Below are 19,152 nucleotides of genomic sequence, written 5' to 3' on the forward strand. Positions count from 1 at the left end.
GATAAAGTATTTATCAACTTTTCCCTTTCAGTTTAAGGTAATCTAAGAAGTAAACAATCTTTACAGTAAGCTCATTGCTGTGCGGATTAGTTACCATCTGCCCGAAGTTTTTTAAATACGAAGTATGACTATACGGATCGATATTAACGTTTGCGCCTAAAGCATTTTTCCAGGCTATGGTGATGCGGCTACCCAGCAAAAAATCCCAGGTATAAAACATGTCAACATTAAATGTATTATAGTTAATATTTTTCCCAGGGATGAATGCAATATCATCCAGGTAGCCGTCATTTCTTAAATTATAAAAACTGGTATTCTCCAGCGCCGACCAGTAATGACGTACCCTCACTGTCCAGTTCATCCTTTTAGTAAAATTATATTGTGCCGTTACAACACCGGTATTTCTTTTAACCTTGCGTTTTGCAATGATCAACGGAACTGTTGGCCTTCCTAAATTATCAGTGATATACGACCATCCCCAGTTTCCTTTATCATGCTCAATGATCATATCGGCACTAAACTGAAATTTGTCATTGACCCTGTACCTTAACCCAGCTTCTGAAGTCCAGTACGGATCATCAGGTGAAGGAGATTCTGCACCTCCTATGTTGTAATTAAAATATAATTTCTTCCTGCTGTCGGTGCTTCCGTTTATACCCAGGTAATAAGTTGGTTTACGCATCAGGAAACTACCATTGTAAACTGTAGAGCTAACAAAATAATCTTTACTCCACAAAGGCTGGCTTTGAAAACTAAAGGTTACATCCCAGAAATTTCTGAACAGGAAAAATGCTTTGGCATTAACTGATAAGCCCGTCCAGTTAAACGGTTTGTATAAAAAAGAATTATTAAACCCTGCACTGTATATCCTGGTATTGTACCTGTTTTTAGGTTTAAGCAGGTTATAGCTGATTGCTCCGCTATATACCATCTGGTTATTGCTAAGCAGGTATCCCAGGTCGTTAGGGTCAAATTTATCGCTGATAACATTTGCGGCAGCGGAGTATCTTACCAGTTTACTCACTTTACTAAAACTAATATCGGAACGATAGCCATTTCTTGTATAGTTATCACCCCATATAGTGCTGAATTTTCCGGAGAGTGCAAAATTGTAGGTGTTCTTTTTATCAAACAAAGACAGATCAGCACTACCTACATTAGCGTTACGGCTATTCCCTTTTCGCATCACGTTGGTATTAGTAAAACTGATGAACGAACGGTTTTTAAGTGCCTGGTCTAAAACAATAATATTATAATTGGTTAAGGCCTCGGTTAAAATACTGGAATCGGTTCCATTAGAAAGCCTGGTAACGTCTGCATACATTGGCACTGATACAGCGTTAAAAACACCTATGCCCAAATTATCCCTGGTGCGGCCCGATATTTTGGCTGCATTATATAACCTGGTAATGCCGGGGTTTTTATCTATCCTGTAACCAGGATCGCTGCCATACTTTTTAAGTACCGCAGATGCCCCGCCCGGCGCTGCACCAACACGCCTTGAGTAAAACAGGCCGGCCTTATTAAACAGTTCGGTACCTTCTGTAAAAAAAGGCCGGTAATCATCAAATTTTACTTCAAAAGGAGTAAGGTTAAGCAATAGATTATCGCTTTGTACCTGCGCAAAATCAGGTATCAGCGTCATGTCAAGTGTAAAACTTTCATTAATACCATACTTAACATCCATTCCCCCGCTTTTTAAAACCTCCGTTACATTGCCATTGTTTGTGGGAGAGTTTCTGAATCCGCCGGATATATAGGGTTGAAATGATAAACGTAAAGGCGGTTTAATATTTTTTAATCCTGTCCAGGTTCCCCATTGGTTGATGTCGCCATTGATATTTGGATTTTCGGGGCTCCAGATGCTGTTTTCATTTTCCTTGCGTACAAAGCGGGCAAAATTTAATCCCCAGTCCTGCACTTCATTTTTAGAAATGCGTATAGCACTGAACGGTATTTTCATTTCAACAGTCCAGCCATCTTTTTTAATAGTTACTTTGCTTTCCCAAACAGCATTCCACGTAATATCGTATACCGGCGAACTGTTTTGAGAACCTTTAGCGTCTGCCTGAACACCAGCCGCCGTTACTTTAAAAAGAAAAGCATTCTGCCGGTCAAGATAAGTATCAAGTCCTACTGTAAATACATCAACATCCTGCCGGTCCGATATATCCCTGGCGGTAAGCTGTGTCCGGATATTTTCAGGCTTTTCGTACAGGTATGCCGCAACATACACAGCATTATCATCATAAGCTATTTTTACCTCGGTCTTATGACTGGATATATTTCCAAAATGCGGGGAAAAGGTAATAAAATCTCCGGATGCAGGAATACTTTTCCAGGCTTCATCATTAAGGTCGCCATCAATTTTTACAGGAAGGTTTAGCTTTACAGCAGGCATATGCTTAGCCTGTGAATAGGCAATCGTTAGCAGCAGGCACAAAACAGCAGTTAATATAAAGCGCAATTGGTTACAGTTAGTTTTCGGCGCAAAGGTAACCTATTAACATTAAAATAAATCAATACATCAGGGCTTTAACAAACAGGGGCTTATATTTTCCGCCTTTCCATCTCTTTTTTTATCAATGCTAATTCTCTCCCGGTTTGCCCGGCAACTGAACTATTTTCCTGCGCACGGCGCATCAGGTAAGGTACTACGTCTTTTATAGGCCCAAAGGGTAAATATTTGCTTACCGAACAACCGGATTTTGCCAGGTTGAAAGTAATATTATCACTCATACCGTATAACTGAGAAAAGTGCACATGTGGGTGATTATGGGGCAGCCCTTTTTTATCAAGCAGTTGTGTAGTAAACAAATTGCTGTAATCGTTATGCGAAGCAACAATTAACGATATCCTGTCAAGGTGCTCTACACAAAATTCTACCGCAGCATTATAATCCCTGTCGGATGATTCTTTATCGGGTTGAATAGGTGAAGGATAATTCATTTCCGCAGCACGTAATCTTTCTTTTTCCATATATGCCCCTCTTACCAATTTTGCGCCCAGGATAAAATTTCTTTCTTCTGCAGCCGTATACGAATCTTTTAAAAATTGCAACCTGTCGTGACGGTACAATTGCAGCGTGTTAAATACCACCGCTTTTGTTTTATTAAAAGTATCCATCATTAAAATCGTTAACGCATCCACCGGATCCTGTATCCAGGTTTCTTCGGCATCAATCAATACGCCGATGTTTTTTGCAGCAGCTTCTTCACAAACCTGTAACATACGCAGCCGTACCCTGTGCCATTCTTCCTTTTCAGCTGCAGGTAATGTTTCAACGGCATGCAGGTAACGTTTCATCAAAGTTCCGGTTGCTGCATTCATCATACTGTCTAACTTTTCCAGTAAAGCAAAACGGGCAAAGCCGGTTACTTTCACACTCATAAACGGAATGTTGGCTTGTGTGGCAGCGTAAGCAATTACCTTTTTAAACTCATCCCTTGCATGTTCAAAATTATCTTCGCCATCTTTTCCCTCTACTCCATAATCTAAAATTACCTGCACTTTATATTCTTCCAGTTTGTCGGCAACTTTTGCAGTTTCGGCCAGAGTTTCTCCCCCAACAAATTGTTGGAAAATAGTATTACGGATAACTGTTTTTGTAAAGGGCAGATGCCAGTTAATTGCGTAAGGAGTAATTTTTAAACCCAGGTTTACCAGCCAGGGTTTTCCCATAGATGAAAAAAGAAAATGTGCTTTTTTTAACTGGTCATCACTTTTATAAGCAAATGCGGTTTGGGTATTCTCAAATGAAACAGGTTCTTTATGTTCGTTCATAATTTGCAGTTCAGTATTCGAAATTCGAAAAATGGTAACGAACTACCAAATAAAACAATTAACGCTGCATTAAATAGCCTGGTGATTAAAGGGCTGCAATACCATTTCGCTTACCACACCACTATCGGGTTGTTGACATAAAAACCATATTGCCTTTGCAGCTTCTTCGCACAGTACCATTTTTTCCCGTTGCACTTTTAAATCAATAGTATCCCAAAAAGGCGAATCCACTCCGCCTAAAAACAAATTGGTAATGCGGATATTGGTACGCTTTAATTCTTCCCGTATACTTTGCATCATACCTACCAGGCCATATTTGCTGGCGCTATATGCGGCTGCACCTGCCATTGGCACTTTACCTAAAACACCGGGAATATTAATGATCAATCCTTTTTTTAATTCCTTCATATCAGGTAAAAAAGCCCTCACCAAAAGAAAAGGGGCGTATAAATTATAATTCAGTGATCGCAGAAAATCAGTTTCACTTAATGTGTCCATAGATTTAATAATGCCTATACCTGCAGCATTTACTAAAATATCTATCGTGGGTAATTGCTGAAAATATTTTTCTTTTAATTCTTTTACTGCTTCCGGTTGAGAAATATCGAGCACAAAAGTTCTTTCTTCATTAACACTGCAGTCTTTCGCTACTTCTTTCAGTTTAGTTTCATTTCTTGCTGCCAGAAAAAGTACGGCACCGCTTCCTGCCAGTAGCTTTGCCGTTTTAGCGCCTATACCGCCTGTAGCCCCAATCAGTAAAATATTTTTCCCTTTTAAGCCTTCCATAATAATTAAGTATTTGTGATGTTTAAACAAATCATCTTTCATTTTGTTTAAAAACTTTAATTCTCATGACTGAAGTAACACTCATATTTCCACACCAGCTTTTTAAAGCACATCCTGCAGTTACACCTGCAAGGAAAGTGTACCTGGTGGAGGAGTATTTATTTTTTAACCAGTACAGGTTTCATCAGCAAAAACTACTACTGCACAGGGCTGCAATGAAATGTTTTGCCAGCTACCTTGTCAATAAAAAAATTATTGTTGAATATATTGATGCAACAACAGAGATAAGTGATGTGCAGAAATTAATATCCTGTTTGCAGCAACAAAAAATAACCGGAATTCATTTTGCAGATGTAGCAGATAACTGGCTAAAAAAAAGAATTGTGGAATCTTGTAAGCAAAAAGGTATTGGATACATTGAACATACCACTCCCAATTTTTTAAATAACCTTACCGATGTAAAAACTTATTTTGATAAAAAGAAAACTTATTTTCAAACCGGTTTTTATACCTGGCAACGTAAGAAAAGAGATATTTTGTTAGATGCTGCCGGCGGCCCCGAAGGAGGGCAATGGACTTACGATGCAGATAACCGGATGAAGTTTCCTAAAAAAGAAAAAGCACCTGCAATAGCTTTTGAAAATGAGAATGCTTTTGTTACTGAAGCCAGGGGATATGTTGAAAAAAACTTTCCCGGCAATTATGGCTCGGCCAATAAATTTATTTATCCCACTAATTTTGCAAGTGCAGAAAAATGGCTGGCCGATTTTTTACAACAACGCTTTTCAAAATTTGGCATTTATGAAGATGCTATTGTTGCCAAAGAAAATTTTTTACACCATTCTGTTTTAAGTCCCCTTATTAATATCGGATTATTAGAACCCGGGCAAATAATTACTGCCTCTATTGCAGCCGCTGCGGAAAACAATGTACCGCTTAATTCCCTGGAAGGTTTTATAAGACAGATTTTAGGCTGGCGTGAATTTATCCGTATTGTGTATGAAAGAGAAGGTAGTAAACAACGTACCAAAAACTATTGGGGCTTTAGCAGGAAAATACCACCTTGTTTCTGGACCGGTACTACAGGAATTATACCAATAGACAATGTAATACAAAAAGTTTTGGCAACAGGTTACTGCCATCATATAGAAAGGCTGATGGTACTGGGTAATTTTATGTTGCTGTGCGAATTTGATCCCGATGAAGTATACAGATGGTTTATGGAAATGTTTGTTGATGCTTATGATTGGGTAATGGTACCCAATGTGTATGGAATGACCCAGTTTGCAGATGGTGGATTAATGACTACTAAACCCTATATCAGCGGCAGTAATTATTTATTAAAAATGAGTGATTATGATAAAGGCGATTGGACTAAAACCTGGGATGCTTTATTCTGGCGCTTTATGCATGTACACAGGAGCTTCTTTTTAAAAAATCCCCGGTTAGCTATGCTTATTAAAACATTTGATAAAATGCCCGAAGAAAAACAAAACACTCATCTTTCTGTTGCCGAAAAATACTTAAACAGTTTATGATGATTAGAAAGAAAATGAATTTACCCGCTAAAATTTGTATTGTTTGCAACAGGCCTTTTAGCTGGCGAAAAAAATGGGAAAAGGTTTGGGGTGAAGTAAAGTATTGCAGCGACAAATGCAGAAAAAATAAAAGATAAAATGAATGCCGGAATTTTAAATATAAAAGACATTGACCGCATTATTGAAATGGCCTGGGAAGACCGTACTACTTTTGAAGCCATTGCTATACAATTTGGCGTGCCCGAAAAAGAAGTGATCAGGCTAATGCGTAGAGAAATGAAAGCTTCCAGTTTTAAAATGTGGCGCAAGCGAACCAATGGCAGAATAACAAAACATGCTGCATTAAGGAGTAATGAAGTTACCCGTTTTAAATGCAGCCGGCAAAAAACAATCACCCATAATAAAATTTCCGGGAGATAAAATTGTTACGTATTTATCGGCCTATATTTGCAAAAATTTTTTATGGAAAAGAAAGCCAGTGAATCTGTGGTGGTAATGACGGAATTGGTATTGCCTAATGACACCAATAATTTTGGCAACCTGATGGGGGGACGGTTAATGTATTGGATGGACATTGCTGCTGCATTAGCGGCAATGAAGCATTGCAGTGCGCCTGTAGTAACCGCTTCTGTAGATAATATTTCTTTTGAGAGCCCGATAAAGATCGGCAATGTGGTGCATATTGAAGCCAAAGTAACCAGGGCTTTTAACAGCAGTATGGAAGTACACATGAAAGTTTGGGGCGAAGATGCCATTCAACAATACAGGTATAAAAGTAATGAAGCTTATTATACTTTTGTTTCCCTGGATCCTAATGGAAAGCCTAGAAAAGTAAACGGACTTATCCCGGAAACTGAAGAAGAAAAAAAATTATTTGAAGGTGCTTTAAGAAGAAGGCAGTTACGCTTGGTACTCGGTGGAAAAATGAAAGCAGAAGATGCTGATGAATTAAGAGCGTTGTTTACCAAAGATTAATTTAGTCGGGTTTATAATTAAAAGGTAATTGGTTACCCATTTTTTCATACACCCAATAACCATTGTAAATCACCTGCAGCGGATCAATAATAATTCCGAGTTTATCCAGACCAACTTTGTCACTCATTAAATTAATGTAAGCCGTAAATCCATAATAGTGGTTCAGTCCTTCTACAAAAACTTTATTTACCAGGTAAGCTTTGGTATGGGGTACCTTATTATAGTTCACGGTAATTTTTCCATCGGCTTTTAAATAATAATTTCCTGTACCATCAGAAAATAAAATTGTACGGGCTGTGGCCGGCTGGGTAACAAATGTATCTTTTTTAGTAATCTCCCATTTCTTCTCACGCTTAAGCGTATCTGTAATTTGTCTTTTTGTTACAGCAAGTATCGAATAACCTTCTTCTTTAAGACTATCACTTATCAGCGACCGGTAAAAGTGCATCGTACTGCCAAAATAATTTTCTCTCCGTCTTTTGATCCAGCGTTTTTTATCCCCCAATTCTTCATACCTGTTGTAGCCTATAAAATAGGTGCTGTTATTACTTTTGTTAAAGCTGAATTCAATAAGGTCGAATGATATTTTATAGCCCAGCATTTTATTAACGATGATGAGCGGACTGTCTGCATAGGCATAGATCGTATTTTTATCTTTACCCGTGGTAAAATAAACTGCTTTCAGATTTTTAATTTTGCAATTATCACCTTCTTCTGTAATGCCTAAAAAATTGTCTTTAAATATTTTCAGCCATTGCTCTCTTGTGACATCATTCATAATCAATACGTCTTTCAATTCATTTTCCTTAATATCAAGTTTAAACGTATAAGTATGTTTATCTGCATCCTGGTTTGCCAGGCGATAGGAAAGTGCCTGGTAACCTATAGAAGATATAATTAATTCGCCGCTGTAAATGCTGCTGGTAGTAATGATAAATTCTCCCCTGGCATTAGTAATGGCGCCAATGGAAGTATTATTTAAGTAAACGCTTGCATTGGCAATAGCTGCATCAGATTTACTATCAACCACCCTGCCTTTAATCACAATTTGTGCATTGGAAAAAATTACAATGGCAATAAAAATAAAAGTAAAAATGGTACGCTTTATCATAAATTATTTGTCGGTAACAGCCATTAAATGGTGCTTGCCTTTAAGCATAAATTTTTTACTTTGCTCTATCGAATCCATCACCAATGCTAAAATATTTTCTGTAGTGTCGTTGTAGTCTATTTGTAAGGGTTCTTTAAAAGTTACAGATAATAAAGTGCCTTTCTTTTTAAATTTTAATCCCTTTTTATTAAAAGCCCTCCAGTAGCCGCTGATCACTACCGGGATAACCACAGGTTGTAATTGCTTAATGATAAATGCTGTTCCCTTACGGCCGGGTGCAAATGGTTTAGTAGTACCCTGCGGAAAAGTAATGACCCAGTTTTTTTGTAAAGCCTGTTGTATTTTTCTTGTATCCGAAGCATCTAAACCACGCCGTATTTCTGTACCTTCCGATCGCCATGTACGCTTTACTGTTATAGCACCGGCAAGGCTGAACAATTTACTTATCCAGTTGCTTTTCATTGTTTCTTCTGCAGCCACATATTTTACACGGGTAAATGGCCACAACAAATAATAAGGAATGCCGAGTTTATTTTTCTTGCGCCAGCTTACAGCACAAAAAATATGCAGAAAGGTAATTACATCTGCAAAATAGGTTTGGTGATTGCTTACAAATAACACATTTTGCTTTGGCAATTTCTGCAGGTGTTCCATGCCCTTAATGTCAAGTTTATTGATCAGGTTGATACCGGGATAGGAAAACAAACCAACAATAGCATACACTGAGCCTTTAACCAGTTTTGATTCTTTAAAGCGGGCAAGCCATTGTTTCATTACACAAAAATATTTTAAGATCCCTTTTGATGCAAATTATATATGCTGCTATAACATAAAATTCTTTCAGAAACAGCAATCAGCTGATGAAGTTAATATATTTGCAGTTATGCAACTGAATACAGTAATTTTTGATATGGATGGCCTGCTAATAGATTCTGAACCCTTATGGAATGAAGCCTCTGCGTACATTTTCGGCCATTACGGTATTCATTTAACGCCGCAACAGTATGCCACCACTACCGGCCTGCGCACCAAAGAATTTATTACCCATTGGTTCAATCATTTTAAAATACCGCTGCAGGAGGCTGATATTATTGAAAAGGATCTGATTGATAAAGTGATTGAACTGGTACTGCAGAAAGGTAAGCCTATGCCCGGTTTGTCGCACATTTTCAACTTTTTTATCGATAGGAATTTTAAGACCGGTATTGCTTCCTCCTCGCCACGTAACCTGATAGATGTGGTGGTGGACCTTTTAAATATCAGGCCCCATTTGCACACCATTACTTCTGCAGCACTGCTGGCAAATGGCAAACCGCATCCGGAAGTATACTTAAACTGTGCTGCCGAATTAAAGGCTGCACCTGCAGAATGTATTTGTTTTGAAGATTCTTTTCCGGGAATGATTGCGGTAAAAGCTGCCAGGATGAAATGTGTAGTTGTTCCTGACCCTAAAATCAGTAAAGAACTTAAATGGCATGCCGCCGACCTTAGAATTTCCTCTCTCCAGAATTTTAATGAGTTATTACTGCAATCGCTGTATTGATGTTTAAGCATTAATTGCAGCACTGAACTGGCTTGTGTATTAAAATCTCCTCAAAATAAGGTTTTCATATACCTTTTTTTTAACAAGTGGGACATTGTGGAAAAAACAGGGCAAAAATTCTATAATTTAAAGTTAAAGTTATTACCTTTAATGCTGTACTACCTGAACTGCACTGCTTTACTCCTAAACATGTACTATCCAGGTCTTTCTTAAGTACGCAAACAAACTAAAACATTTTTTATGCAAAAAACAACTACACGAAAAGACTTTAAGGTGTATTTGCTCAAGACGTTTCTGTCGATTCTGATCTTGGGCATTTCTTTTCAGGTTTCTTTTGCGCAGCAACAAAAGGCTCTTACAAAGCCTGCAAGTGCTACGAAGGGGTTACCTACTGAGCGACCGGCTGTGACGCCTGCCGCTACAACTTCCATTCGTCCTTCTACCAAGAAGACGTTTGCCGGAGTTGTTGGTGCTGCAGAGCCAACAGACGTTCCTGCAACAAACAAAATGATTGCTGCAAAGATGCAAAGCAATCCTGCTGCTTTTAAAGGCGGCAGTTTACCAACACCAAACCTCATTAATGATGTTTGTACTTTTACCGGTTCTTTAGCAGCGGGAGATGCTACAATTGCCGGTGCCCGTCTTTTCAGAGATGGTTCATTAATGAGTTGCGGTTTTACCAGAGCATGTCCTGGTACTTCAGGTGCAGGTCCGTACTTTTACGACACCTACACTATGCAAAACCTTACCTGCGCCAGCCAGTGCGTAACAGTAAGTTATATTGCTGATGGTACTTCAGGTGACTGTTTTGTTACTGCGTACAGTAACTCTTACAATTCTGCCAACGTTTGTACTAACTACAAAGCTGATGGTGGTTTAAGCTCACTTGCCGGTGGTACTCCGGTTTCTTTCTCTTTTACAATGGCTCCAAATGAAACCATTGTACTGGTAGTTAACGAAGCCGTACCAAGCACTACCTGCGATCATTACACGATGACTGTTACAGGTATTAACTGTGCTGCTCCTCCTCCATGCGTACCTATCACTGCTTCTGTTTTAAGCCAGGTGCAGATCCCAGGTCCTCCGGTAAACCTGTTCAGCGAACAGTTTGATGGTGCTATTCCTCCTGCAGGATGGCCAATTCAAAACCTGAGTAATCCTGTTGGTCTTACTAACTGGTCTCAAACTAACTCTTTAGTATTTGCTCCTCAAAGTGGTGCTGGTTTTGCTTCTGCAAACTTCAACAACACTTCAGGCGTTGGTACTATCAGTGACTGGATGTTTGCTCCACAGGTTACTTTCAAAAATGGTGACAAGTTCTCTTTCTACACACGTACTACTACAGGTACTTTCCCGGACAGGTTACAACTAAGACAAAGCACTAATGGTGCAAGTGTAAATGTTGGTACTTCCGAAACAAGTGTAGGAGATTTCACCACTTTATTATTAGATATCAATCCTACCTTAACCGGTACAGGATATCCAACTGCCTGGACACAATACACTGTTACAATGTCTGGTTTACCAGCAGCCGGTGTTTCCGGTCGTTTGGCATTCAGGTATTTTGTAACCGGTGGTGGTCCTGCTGGTGCTAACTCTGATTTTATTGGTATTGATAATGCTGTTTATACCAGCTTTACTACAATCAATCCAACAACATGTACAGGTTCTACAGCTAATTTAAAGGTTGATATGACAGGAGGTGATCCATCATATACTTATGACCTTATTATACACCCATCAGTTGGTGCAGATTTCCCTGTTACCGGCTACACAAGCGGCGCTAACATTCCTGTTACTCCTGCTGTTACCACTACTTACAGCCTGGTATCAGTTATAGTACATGGTAACCCTTGTTGCGTAGGTACAGGTAACAGTGGTACTCCTACCATTACCGTATCTCCAACTACTGTAGCTCCAATAACAGTTACGGCAAGCCCAAGCACTCCACTTTGTGCCGGTGACCCAACATTGTTAACTATCATTGGCGCACCTACTGCAGGTACAGCTACTGTTAGTTCTGGTCCTATCGCTGTTGCTATTCCTGATGCTAACGCAACTGGTGTAAGCACTCCGTTAACTGTATCTGGTATTCCTGGTACAGCAGTGGGTACAAGTGCAAGTGTTAATTTCAACATTACCCATACATGGGATGGTGATCTTACCTTGTTCTTAAAAGCACCAAACAACCAGGTATTAAACCTTGTAAATGCAAGAGGTGGTTCTGCTGATAACTTTGTAAATACAACTATCAGCTCTACTGCTGTTACGCCTGTATCTGCGGGTGCGGCTCCTTTTACAGGAACTTTCTTACCTGATGGTTCATTAGCAGCTGCTCCTCCAACAGGATTTACCCCTACTGCAACAACTTTTGCTCCTTTATACAACACAGCAGGTACACTTAACGGTAACTGGCTGTTTGCTGCAAGAGATAATGCAGGTGGCGATTTAGGTACTATTACCAGCTGGAGCCTGACCCTTAATTACAGTGTACCTGCAGGTCCTCCTGTTGGCTATACCTTCTTATGGTCTCCTCCAAATGGTTTAAGCTCTGTAACAGCTAACCCTGTTGCTGCTTCTCCTGCTACTACCACTACATATACTGTATTGGGTACTGCACCAAACGGTTGCCAGACTACGGGAGCAATAACTATCAATGTAAATCAATTGCCAGCGGTGGTAACACCTCCAAGCAATCTTACCATTTGTGCTAACAGCAATGCCACATTCAGTATCGTAGGATCTGGTGCAGGTATCAGTTACCAATGGCAGGTGAGCACTAACGGTGGTGGTAGCTATACCAATATTACCAATGCTGCTCCTTACTCAGGTGCTACAACAAATACCTTAGTTATCACCGGCGCACCGGCTACGTTTAACACGTACCGTTACCGTTGTGTAGTTAGTGGTACTTGTCCTCCGAATGCTATTTCAGCAGCGGCTATCTTAACAGTTAATCCTTTACCGGCTGTAACTGTTTCTCCGGTTAGCCCTGTTTGCGGTGGTCTTCCAGGTGTTAGTGGTACATTGTTAACTGCAAGTGGTGCTTCAACTTATGTATGGTCTCCTGCAGCTGGTTTATTTACCAATGCTGCTGCTACTATACCATATGTTGCCGGTACTCCAACTGCAACTGTATACGCTGCTCCAACTGTAAATACTACTTATACCATTACTGGTACAAATGGTACTACAGGTTGTATCGGTACATTAAAAGTTGATGTTAATTACAAACCTGCTGCTCCTACGGTTAATCCGTCTGCAGTAACTATGTGTTTAGGAAACCCTGCAGTGCCATTAAGTATTACTTCGGCTCTTGCACCGTCTCCATTCACTTCTACCTATAGTTCAGGTACAATCAGCGTAGCAATACCTGATAACAACCTTGCAGGTGCAACAAGTACAATCAATGTTCCATTGCCTACTACTGCTGCTATTACCAGCATGTCTGTAGCATTTAATATCAATCACACATGGGATGGTGATCTTGTTATGGTACTTAAAGCACCAAACAACGCTATCTTAAACCTGGATTATTATTTAACCGGTACAGGTGGTGCAGGTGTTACTTCTGGTTTCACCAATACACGTGTAAGCTCAACCGGTACTGCAGCACTTAGCTCAGGTACTAATCCATACAATGGTATATTTAAAGCAGATGCCGCAGGCCCTGCTTCTTCACCAGCAGCTGGTCCTACAGGTATGTTACCAACAGTAGGTACTTTTGCAGGCTTATATTCAATACCTAACGGTAACTGGACATTAGGTATGTATGATGGTGGTGCAGGTGATGTGGGAACTCTTACATCATGGTCTTTAACCTTTAACTACCTGTACGGCCCGCCAGCATCTGGTGTTTGGAGCCCTGTTGCAGGATTATGGTTAGATGCTAATGCAACCATTCCATATGCAGGTACTTCAGTAAACACTGTGTACGCTAAACCAGGCAGCAGTACTACTTATAACGTAACTGTTACAAGTATCGGTCCTGATGCAACGCCTACATTCTCTAATACAGCAGCTATCACCATCAATGATGGTTCAGTAGCTACACCTTACCCTGCTGGTATTGCCGTTAGCGGTTTACCAACAACCGGTGTGTCTGTAAATTCTGTAACTGTATCCGGTATCAGCCACACATGGTCTGATGATATCGATGTATTGTTACAATCTCCAACCGGACAAAATGTAATCCTGATGTCTGATGTTGGTGGTGCAGCTATCTTAAACAATGTAACATATACCTTTAGTGATGCTGCAGCGGGTGCATTAAGCCTGACTGCCGGTAACGCAACCGGTACTTATTTACCTACAGATGGCGCTCCTAATGATAACTGGCCAGCTCCGGGTCCTGGTGCTTTTGTTGGACCAAATCCAGCTTTAGCAACCTTTACCGGTAACTTTAACGGTACATGGAAATTGTTTGTAGTAGATGATACATTTGGTGACCAAGGTTCAATCAGCGGCGGTTACAGTATCAACTTTAAATATGCAACTGTTGGTTGTGTATCTAATGCAACACAGGTTCCTGTTACAGTTAACCTGCCACTTACGTTCCCAACTCAACCAGTTGATGCTGTAGTTTGTACAGATAAAGTAACCAGCTTTACAACTGTTGCTGCCGGATCGGTAGTAAATCATAACTGGAGGGTAAGTACCACTAATGGTAATACCTGGACAGACGTTGCCAATGGTGGTGTATATGCTGGTGCAAAAACCGGTACATTAACTATCACTGCTCCTCCTGTTTCAATGAACGGATATCTTTACAAAGATTCTGTAAGCACAGTAGCTTGTCGTGATTCTTCTTCAAGAATTGTGAAACTGACTGTTAACCCATTACCAACCATTGTAATCGGAGCTTCTCCTGTTACTAAATTGTTCCCGGGCAAAACCACCACATTGTTCTCTACGGTGACTCCTGCGGCAGCAACTTACACATGGTTGAGAGGTGGTGTAGCGGTACCAGGCGCTACTGCCAGTTCTTATCTTGTAACTGTTGACGGATTAGGTGACTATACTTTAAGAGTTACCGATGTTAACGGTTGTACTAATTTGTCTAACCAGGTTTCAATCACAGATTCTGTTAGCGGAAGGGTATTCATTTATCCTAACCCAAGTAACGGTCTGTTCCAGGTTAGATACTGGAGTATCATTAACAACACCAACTTACCACGTGGTATCAACGTATACGATGCAAGAGGCAAGAGAGTTCTTACACAGAACTATTCTATCTCTTCTCCTTACGGAAGAATGGATGTTGATTTGAGAAACCAGGGAACCGGAGTTTACTGGATTGAAGTTGTGGATGTAGTAGGCAACCGCTTGGCCATGGGCAGAGCAGAAGTCTTAAGATAATACACTTCATATCTTTCTATAAAAAAGCCCCCAACTCGTTGGGGGCTTTTTTGTATTTGTATGGCAACCAGTTGTTTATGAAAATACCCATGGTTAGTGGTTTTGCCGGTTTTATGATTCTGAAAAAGCCTGGTTTTATACTACAGAAATCGGCTATATTTTACTAACTTTGCCGTCCCGTTTAAAAACCCGGGGTAATTTTATGTCTTTCAATATTATTAAACAATTAAACGCAGATGCACAGGAAGGGTCAGCGGCTGAAGCTGCTGAAACTGCTGCGATAACAAACGTGCCTGTAGAAGCACCGGTAGCCGAGACCGTTGCAACCGCTCATGACGATTTTGACTGGAGCGTAGACAAAAGAAATGTAACCAGCTATTCTGCTGCTGAAAAAGCAAAGTATGATACTGTTTACGACAACACGTTTAAACAAATCAATGATGGTGAAATGATACAGGCAACTGTAGAATCATTAACCAAAACTGATGCTGTTGTAAACATTGGTTTTAAAAGTGATGGTTTAATTTCCTTAAACGAATTCCGTGATGTACCAGGTGGTGTGAAAGTGGGTGATGTAATTGAAGTAATGGTAGTGGAAAAAGAAGACAGGGAAGGTAATTTACACCTGAGCCGTAAAAGTGCACGCACTACAAGGGCATGGGAAAGAATTATGGAAGTACACAGAACTGGTGAAATTGTTACCGGTTTGGTTACCAGCAAAACTAAAGGTGGACTTATCGTTGATGTATTTGGTATGGAAACTTTCTTACCAGGATCTCAGATAGATGTGAAACCTGTTACTGATTACGATCAATTCGTAAACAAAACAATGGAATTTAAAGTGGTAAAAATTAATGAAGCCATTAAGAATGCTGTTGTTTCTCATAAAGCACTTATTGAAAGTGATATTGAAGCACAACGTGCCGAAATTATGGGTAAACTGGAAAAAGGCCAGGTATTGGAAGGAACTATCAAAAACATCACTGATTTTGGTGCATTCCTTGACCTTGGTGGCTTAGACGGTTTATTATACATCACTGATATTTCATGGGGACGTATCAACCACCCAAGTGAAGTATTGAAAATGGATCAGAAACTGAACGTTGTTGTTCTTGATTTTGATGATGACAAAAAACGTATCAGCCTTGGTTTAAAACAATTGACTCCTCATCCATGGGATACTTTATCTGAAGGATTGAAAGAAGGTGAAATTGTAAAAGGTAAAGTAGTAAACATTGAAGACTACGGTGCTTTCTTAGAAATTATGCCAGGTGTGGAAGGTTTGGTACACGTAAGTGAAATTACATGGGCTAACACTCCTATCAACGCTAAAGAGTTCTTTAAATTAGGTGACGAATACGAAGCAAAAGTGGTAACCTTAGATAAAGACACCCGCAAAATGAGCCTTTCTATCAAACAAATGACAGAAGACCCATGGAGCACTATCGAAACTGTTTTCCCTGAAAACAGCAGGCATAAAGGTGTGGTTAAAAACATTACACCTTACGGTGTATTTGTTGAATTATCTACCGGTATTGGTGGCATGATCCACATCAGCGATTTAAGCTGGTTAAAACGTTTCAATAACCCTAATGAGTACACTAAAGTGGGCGAAACCATTGATGTGATCATTATGAACATTGATAAAGAAGGCCGCAAATTGCAATTAGGACATAAGCAAATTGAAGAAGATCCATGGAACACTCTGGAAACAACTTTCCCTGTTGGAAGCATCCACGAAGGAACTGTTGTGAAGAAAGATGATAAAGGTGCTGTAGTACAGTTGCCTTATGGCCTGGAAGGATTTGCTCCTGCCCGTCACTTAGCTAAGGAAGATGGTAAAACCGTTGGTGCTGATGAAACAGCGCAGTTTATGGTGATTGAATTTGACCGTAACGACAAACGTATCGTGTTGAGCCATGCCCGTATCTGGGAGCAGGTAATTGAAGAAGAAAAACAAGCTGTTATCAAAGAGAAAAAAGCAGATGCTGAAGTAACTAAGAAAGCAGTTAAGAATCTTCAAAGCAAAGTAGAAAAATCAACTTTAGGTGACTTAGGTGTTTTAGCTAACTTAAAAGCTAAAATGGAAAGCGACGCCGCTGATAATGCAGCTGCAGAAGCTAAAGAAGAACCAAAAGGCGAATAATTTATAAAGGCTTTTTAAATGTAAATCCCCTCTGATTACGGAGGGGATTTTTTATGCGTTTGATGAGTTTGTTATTGCTAAGCCGGCAAAAAATATTTATAGATAATTTTTATTTGTACCCTTTATAGTTAGAGAATTTTACTTACCGGGAACTAAGAAAATTTTATTATTACATGATTTGGACTATCCCAACTTTCAATTATTGGGAAACTGGCAGCAATAATTTCCGGCACTTTACCAATAAATTCAAATTCACATATTGTCTGCCACCCTTCCGGAATGTAATCAAAAGGCTTCAAAAACTGCTGTGAGACTCGTTTTAAAATTATTTGACAGTCCGCAACAATAATATTATCAATTTGAATTGTATCAAATACATGCCCAACCGGTATGTCGCAATTTGAATAATCACAGAAAAATACGTGTGCTTTTTTTATGTCACTTCCTGTACTAAAAGCGGAATCCCATTCCTTAAGAAATGATACTGAAGCCTGACCCAAAATTATTAACGGTTTTGTGGTTTTCATTTTTCAGTATGCCTAAAGCTTTTTGCCTGCGTGAGTAAAAATTTTATATCCGGTCAAACATCATTTATTTATACAATCATATTCAACAGCAACACTCCTATCAACCCAATAATTGAGATAAGGGTTTCCATTACTGACCAGGATAAAAAAGTTTGTTTGAGGGAAAGTTTAAAAAATTCTTTGAACATCCAGAAGCCGGAATCATTGATATGAGAACCAAATACACTGCCGGATCCAACTGCCAGCACCATTAACTCGGGTGATACCACACCACTTAAAACCAATGGCGTTACCACGCCTGCCGCAGTAATGCCTGCAACTGTTGCAGAGCCGATCATTACACGTAGCAATGCTGTTACCAGCCAGCCAAACAGCAAGGGCGGCATTTGCCATTTACTGCTGAATGAAGCAATATAATTTCCGGTGCCGCTATCAATTAATACCTGTTTAAAAACACCTCCTGCAGTGATGATGAGCAATATCATTGCAATACCGGACACTGCGTCGGTTAATAGTTTCATCATCACTTCCATTTTGCGGCCGATCCTTATACCAAAATAATAAATGGCTAATAATACCGATAATAAAAGTGCAATGGTAGAATCGCCGGTGAATAGCAAAATGCGTTTTACCACACTTGCGGCAGGTAAAAAATTTGCGGCAATAACAGACGCTGTGATCAATATAACCGGTAACAAAGCAATGATAAAACTTGGCAACGCTTTGGGTAAAACCTTTACCTCGCTGGTGGATGCAACACCATAAAGATCTACATCTGAAGAACTGATCTTTTTTAAAAGCCTTCCGAGCAATGGCCCTGCTATAATTACGGCAGGGATGGCAATGCAAATGCCATACAATAAAGTTTTACCAAGATCTGCTTTAAACGCATTTACTAAAACCACAGGGCCCGGATGTGGGGGTAAAAAACAATGTGTGGTACTTAATGCTGCTGCCATTGGTATGGCAATGTATAATAAGGGCAATCCTGTTTTTTTTGCCAGCATAAAAACCAACGGCACCAGTATAACAAAACCTGCATTATAATACAAAGGAATGCCAATGAGAAATCCTGTAAGTAAAACCGCCCATTGAATATTTTTTTCTCCAAAGCCTTTGATGAGTGTTACTGCAATTTTTTCTGCTGCGCCGCTTTCTTCTAAAATTTTTCCCAGTATGGCACCGAGGCAAATGATTAAAGCAAGCCCACCCATAGTGCTACCCACACCTGCTTCAATAGATTTAAGCAGGTCTACCGGCTTCATGCCAAGGGCAAGCCCGGATAAAACGGACACGATCAATAAGGAAATAAAAGGGCTTACTTTTTTTACAGTTAGAAATACCTGTATTACAATAGCCAATAAAATTATTAGTAGTTGCATGCA

General features: G+C 39.7%; 14 protein-coding genes. 7 read left to right on the forward strand and 7 right to left on the reverse strand.

Going from position 1 to position 19,152, the window contains the following annotated elements; genetic code table 11:
* Positions 1-13 precede the first annotated feature (13 nt).
* The 3 genes from ACQ334_RS07190 to ACQ334_RS07200 form a co-directional block, all read right to left on the reverse strand.
* Positions 14-2,467 carry a DUF5916 domain-containing protein gene (locus ACQ334_RS07190; RefSeq protein ID WP_430987504.1) on the reverse strand — a complete coding sequence of 818 codons (2,454 nt, stop codon included), beginning with the start codon at positions 2,465-2,467 and terminating at the stop codon, positions 14-16.
* Between the two features lie 83 nt (positions 2,468-2,550).
* The gene (locus ACQ334_RS07195; RefSeq protein WP_430987505.1) at positions 2,551-3,783 is read right to left on the reverse strand and encodes a proline dehydrogenase family protein; all 1,233 of its coding nucleotides are present in this window, start codon (positions 3,781-3,783) and stop codon (positions 2,551-2,553) included.
* 69 nt (positions 3,784-3,852) lie between these two features.
* Entirely contained in the window at positions 3,853-4,611 is a 759-nt protein-coding gene (locus tag ACQ334_RS07200; protein ID WP_430987506.1) for an SDR family oxidoreductase, read from the reverse strand.
* 23 nt (positions 4,612-4,634) lie between these two features.
* On the opposite strand from ACQ334_RS07200, the gene ACQ334_RS07205 reads away from it, so the two are divergent.
* The 4 genes from ACQ334_RS07205 to ACQ334_RS07220 are packed head-to-tail and all read left to right on the forward strand — an operon-like array spanning position 4,635 to position 7,082.
* The gene (locus ACQ334_RS07205; RefSeq protein WP_430987507.1) at positions 4,635-6,107 is read left to right on the forward strand and encodes a cryptochrome/photolyase family protein; all 1,473 of its coding nucleotides are present in this window, start codon (positions 4,635-4,637) and stop codon (positions 6,105-6,107) included.
* A 14-nt stretch (positions 6,108-6,121) separates the two neighbouring features.
* On the forward strand, positions 6,122-6,244 hold the full coding sequence (locus tag ACQ334_RS07210; protein WP_430988326.1) for a DUF2256 domain-containing protein: 123 nt from the start codon (positions 6,122-6,124) through the stop codon (positions 6,242-6,244).
* A 1-nt stretch (position 6,245) separates the two neighbouring features.
* Entirely contained in the window at positions 6,246-6,527 is a 282-nt protein-coding gene (locus ACQ334_RS07215; RefSeq protein WP_430987508.1) for a TIGR03643 family protein, read from the forward strand.
* Positions 6,528-6,569: 42 nt separating this feature from the next.
* A complete protein-coding gene (locus ACQ334_RS07220) occupies positions 6,570-7,082 on the forward strand; it encodes an acyl-CoA thioesterase (RefSeq protein ID WP_430987509.1) in 513 nt (170 codons plus the stop codon).
* Position 7,083: 1 nt separating this feature from the next.
* Here ACQ334_RS07220 and ACQ334_RS07225 read toward each other — a convergent pair whose 3' ends face one another.
* Both ACQ334_RS07225 and ACQ334_RS07230 read right to left on the reverse strand, forming a co-directional pair.
* Entirely contained in the window at positions 7,084-8,193 is a 1,110-nt protein-coding gene (locus tag ACQ334_RS07225; RefSeq protein WP_430987510.1) for a carboxypeptidase-like regulatory domain-containing protein, read from the reverse strand.
* A gap of 3 nt (positions 8,194-8,196) precedes the next feature.
* Positions 8,197-8,967: a lysophospholipid acyltransferase family protein gene (locus tag ACQ334_RS07230; protein ID WP_430987511.1), complete on the reverse strand. Its 771-nt coding sequence runs from the start codon at positions 8,965-8,967 to the stop codon at positions 8,197-8,199.
* 109 nt (positions 8,968-9,076) lie between these two features.
* Between ACQ334_RS07230 and hxpB the strand changes: the two genes are divergently transcribed.
* The 3 genes from hxpB (at position 9,077) to rpsA (ending at position 17,240) form a co-directional block, all read left to right on the forward strand.
* Positions 9,077-9,736: a hexitol phosphatase HxpB gene (hxpB, locus tag ACQ334_RS07235; protein WP_430987512.1), complete on the forward strand. Its 660-nt coding sequence runs from the start codon at positions 9,077-9,079 to the stop codon at positions 9,734-9,736.
* Between the two features lie 240 nt (positions 9,737-9,976).
* Positions 9,977-15,094 carry a choice-of-anchor J domain-containing protein gene (locus ACQ334_RS07240; RefSeq protein ID WP_430987513.1) on the forward strand — a complete coding sequence of 1,706 codons (5,118 nt, stop codon included), beginning with the start codon at positions 9,977-9,979 and terminating at the stop codon, positions 15,092-15,094.
* A gap of 202 nt (positions 15,095-15,296) precedes the next feature.
* On the forward strand, positions 15,297-17,240 hold the full coding sequence (gene rpsA, locus ACQ334_RS07245; RefSeq protein ID WP_430987514.1) for a 30S ribosomal protein S1: 1,944 nt from the start codon (positions 15,297-15,299) through the stop codon (positions 17,238-17,240).
* Positions 17,241-17,392: 152 nt separating this feature from the next.
* Here the strand turns inward: rpsA and ACQ334_RS07250 are convergent, their stop codons facing one another.
* Positions 17,393-17,767 (reverse strand): hypothetical protein, encoded by a 375-nt coding sequence (locus tag ACQ334_RS07250; RefSeq protein WP_430987515.1) that lies wholly within the window; start codon positions 17,765-17,767, stop codon positions 17,393-17,395.
* 68 nt (positions 17,768-17,835) lie between these two features.
* The gene (locus tag ACQ334_RS07255) at positions 17,836-19,149 is read right to left on the reverse strand and encodes a gluconate:H+ symporter (RefSeq protein WP_430987516.1); all 1,314 of its coding nucleotides are present in this window, start codon (positions 19,147-19,149) and stop codon (positions 17,836-17,838) included.
* Between the last annotated feature and the right edge of the window lie 3 nt (positions 19,150-19,152).

Origin of the sequence: Ferruginibacter sp. SUN106 (assembly GCF_050611765.1) — a bacterium.
Classification (GTDB): Bacteria; Bacteroidota; Bacteroidia; order Chitinophagales; family Chitinophagaceae; genus Ferruginibacter.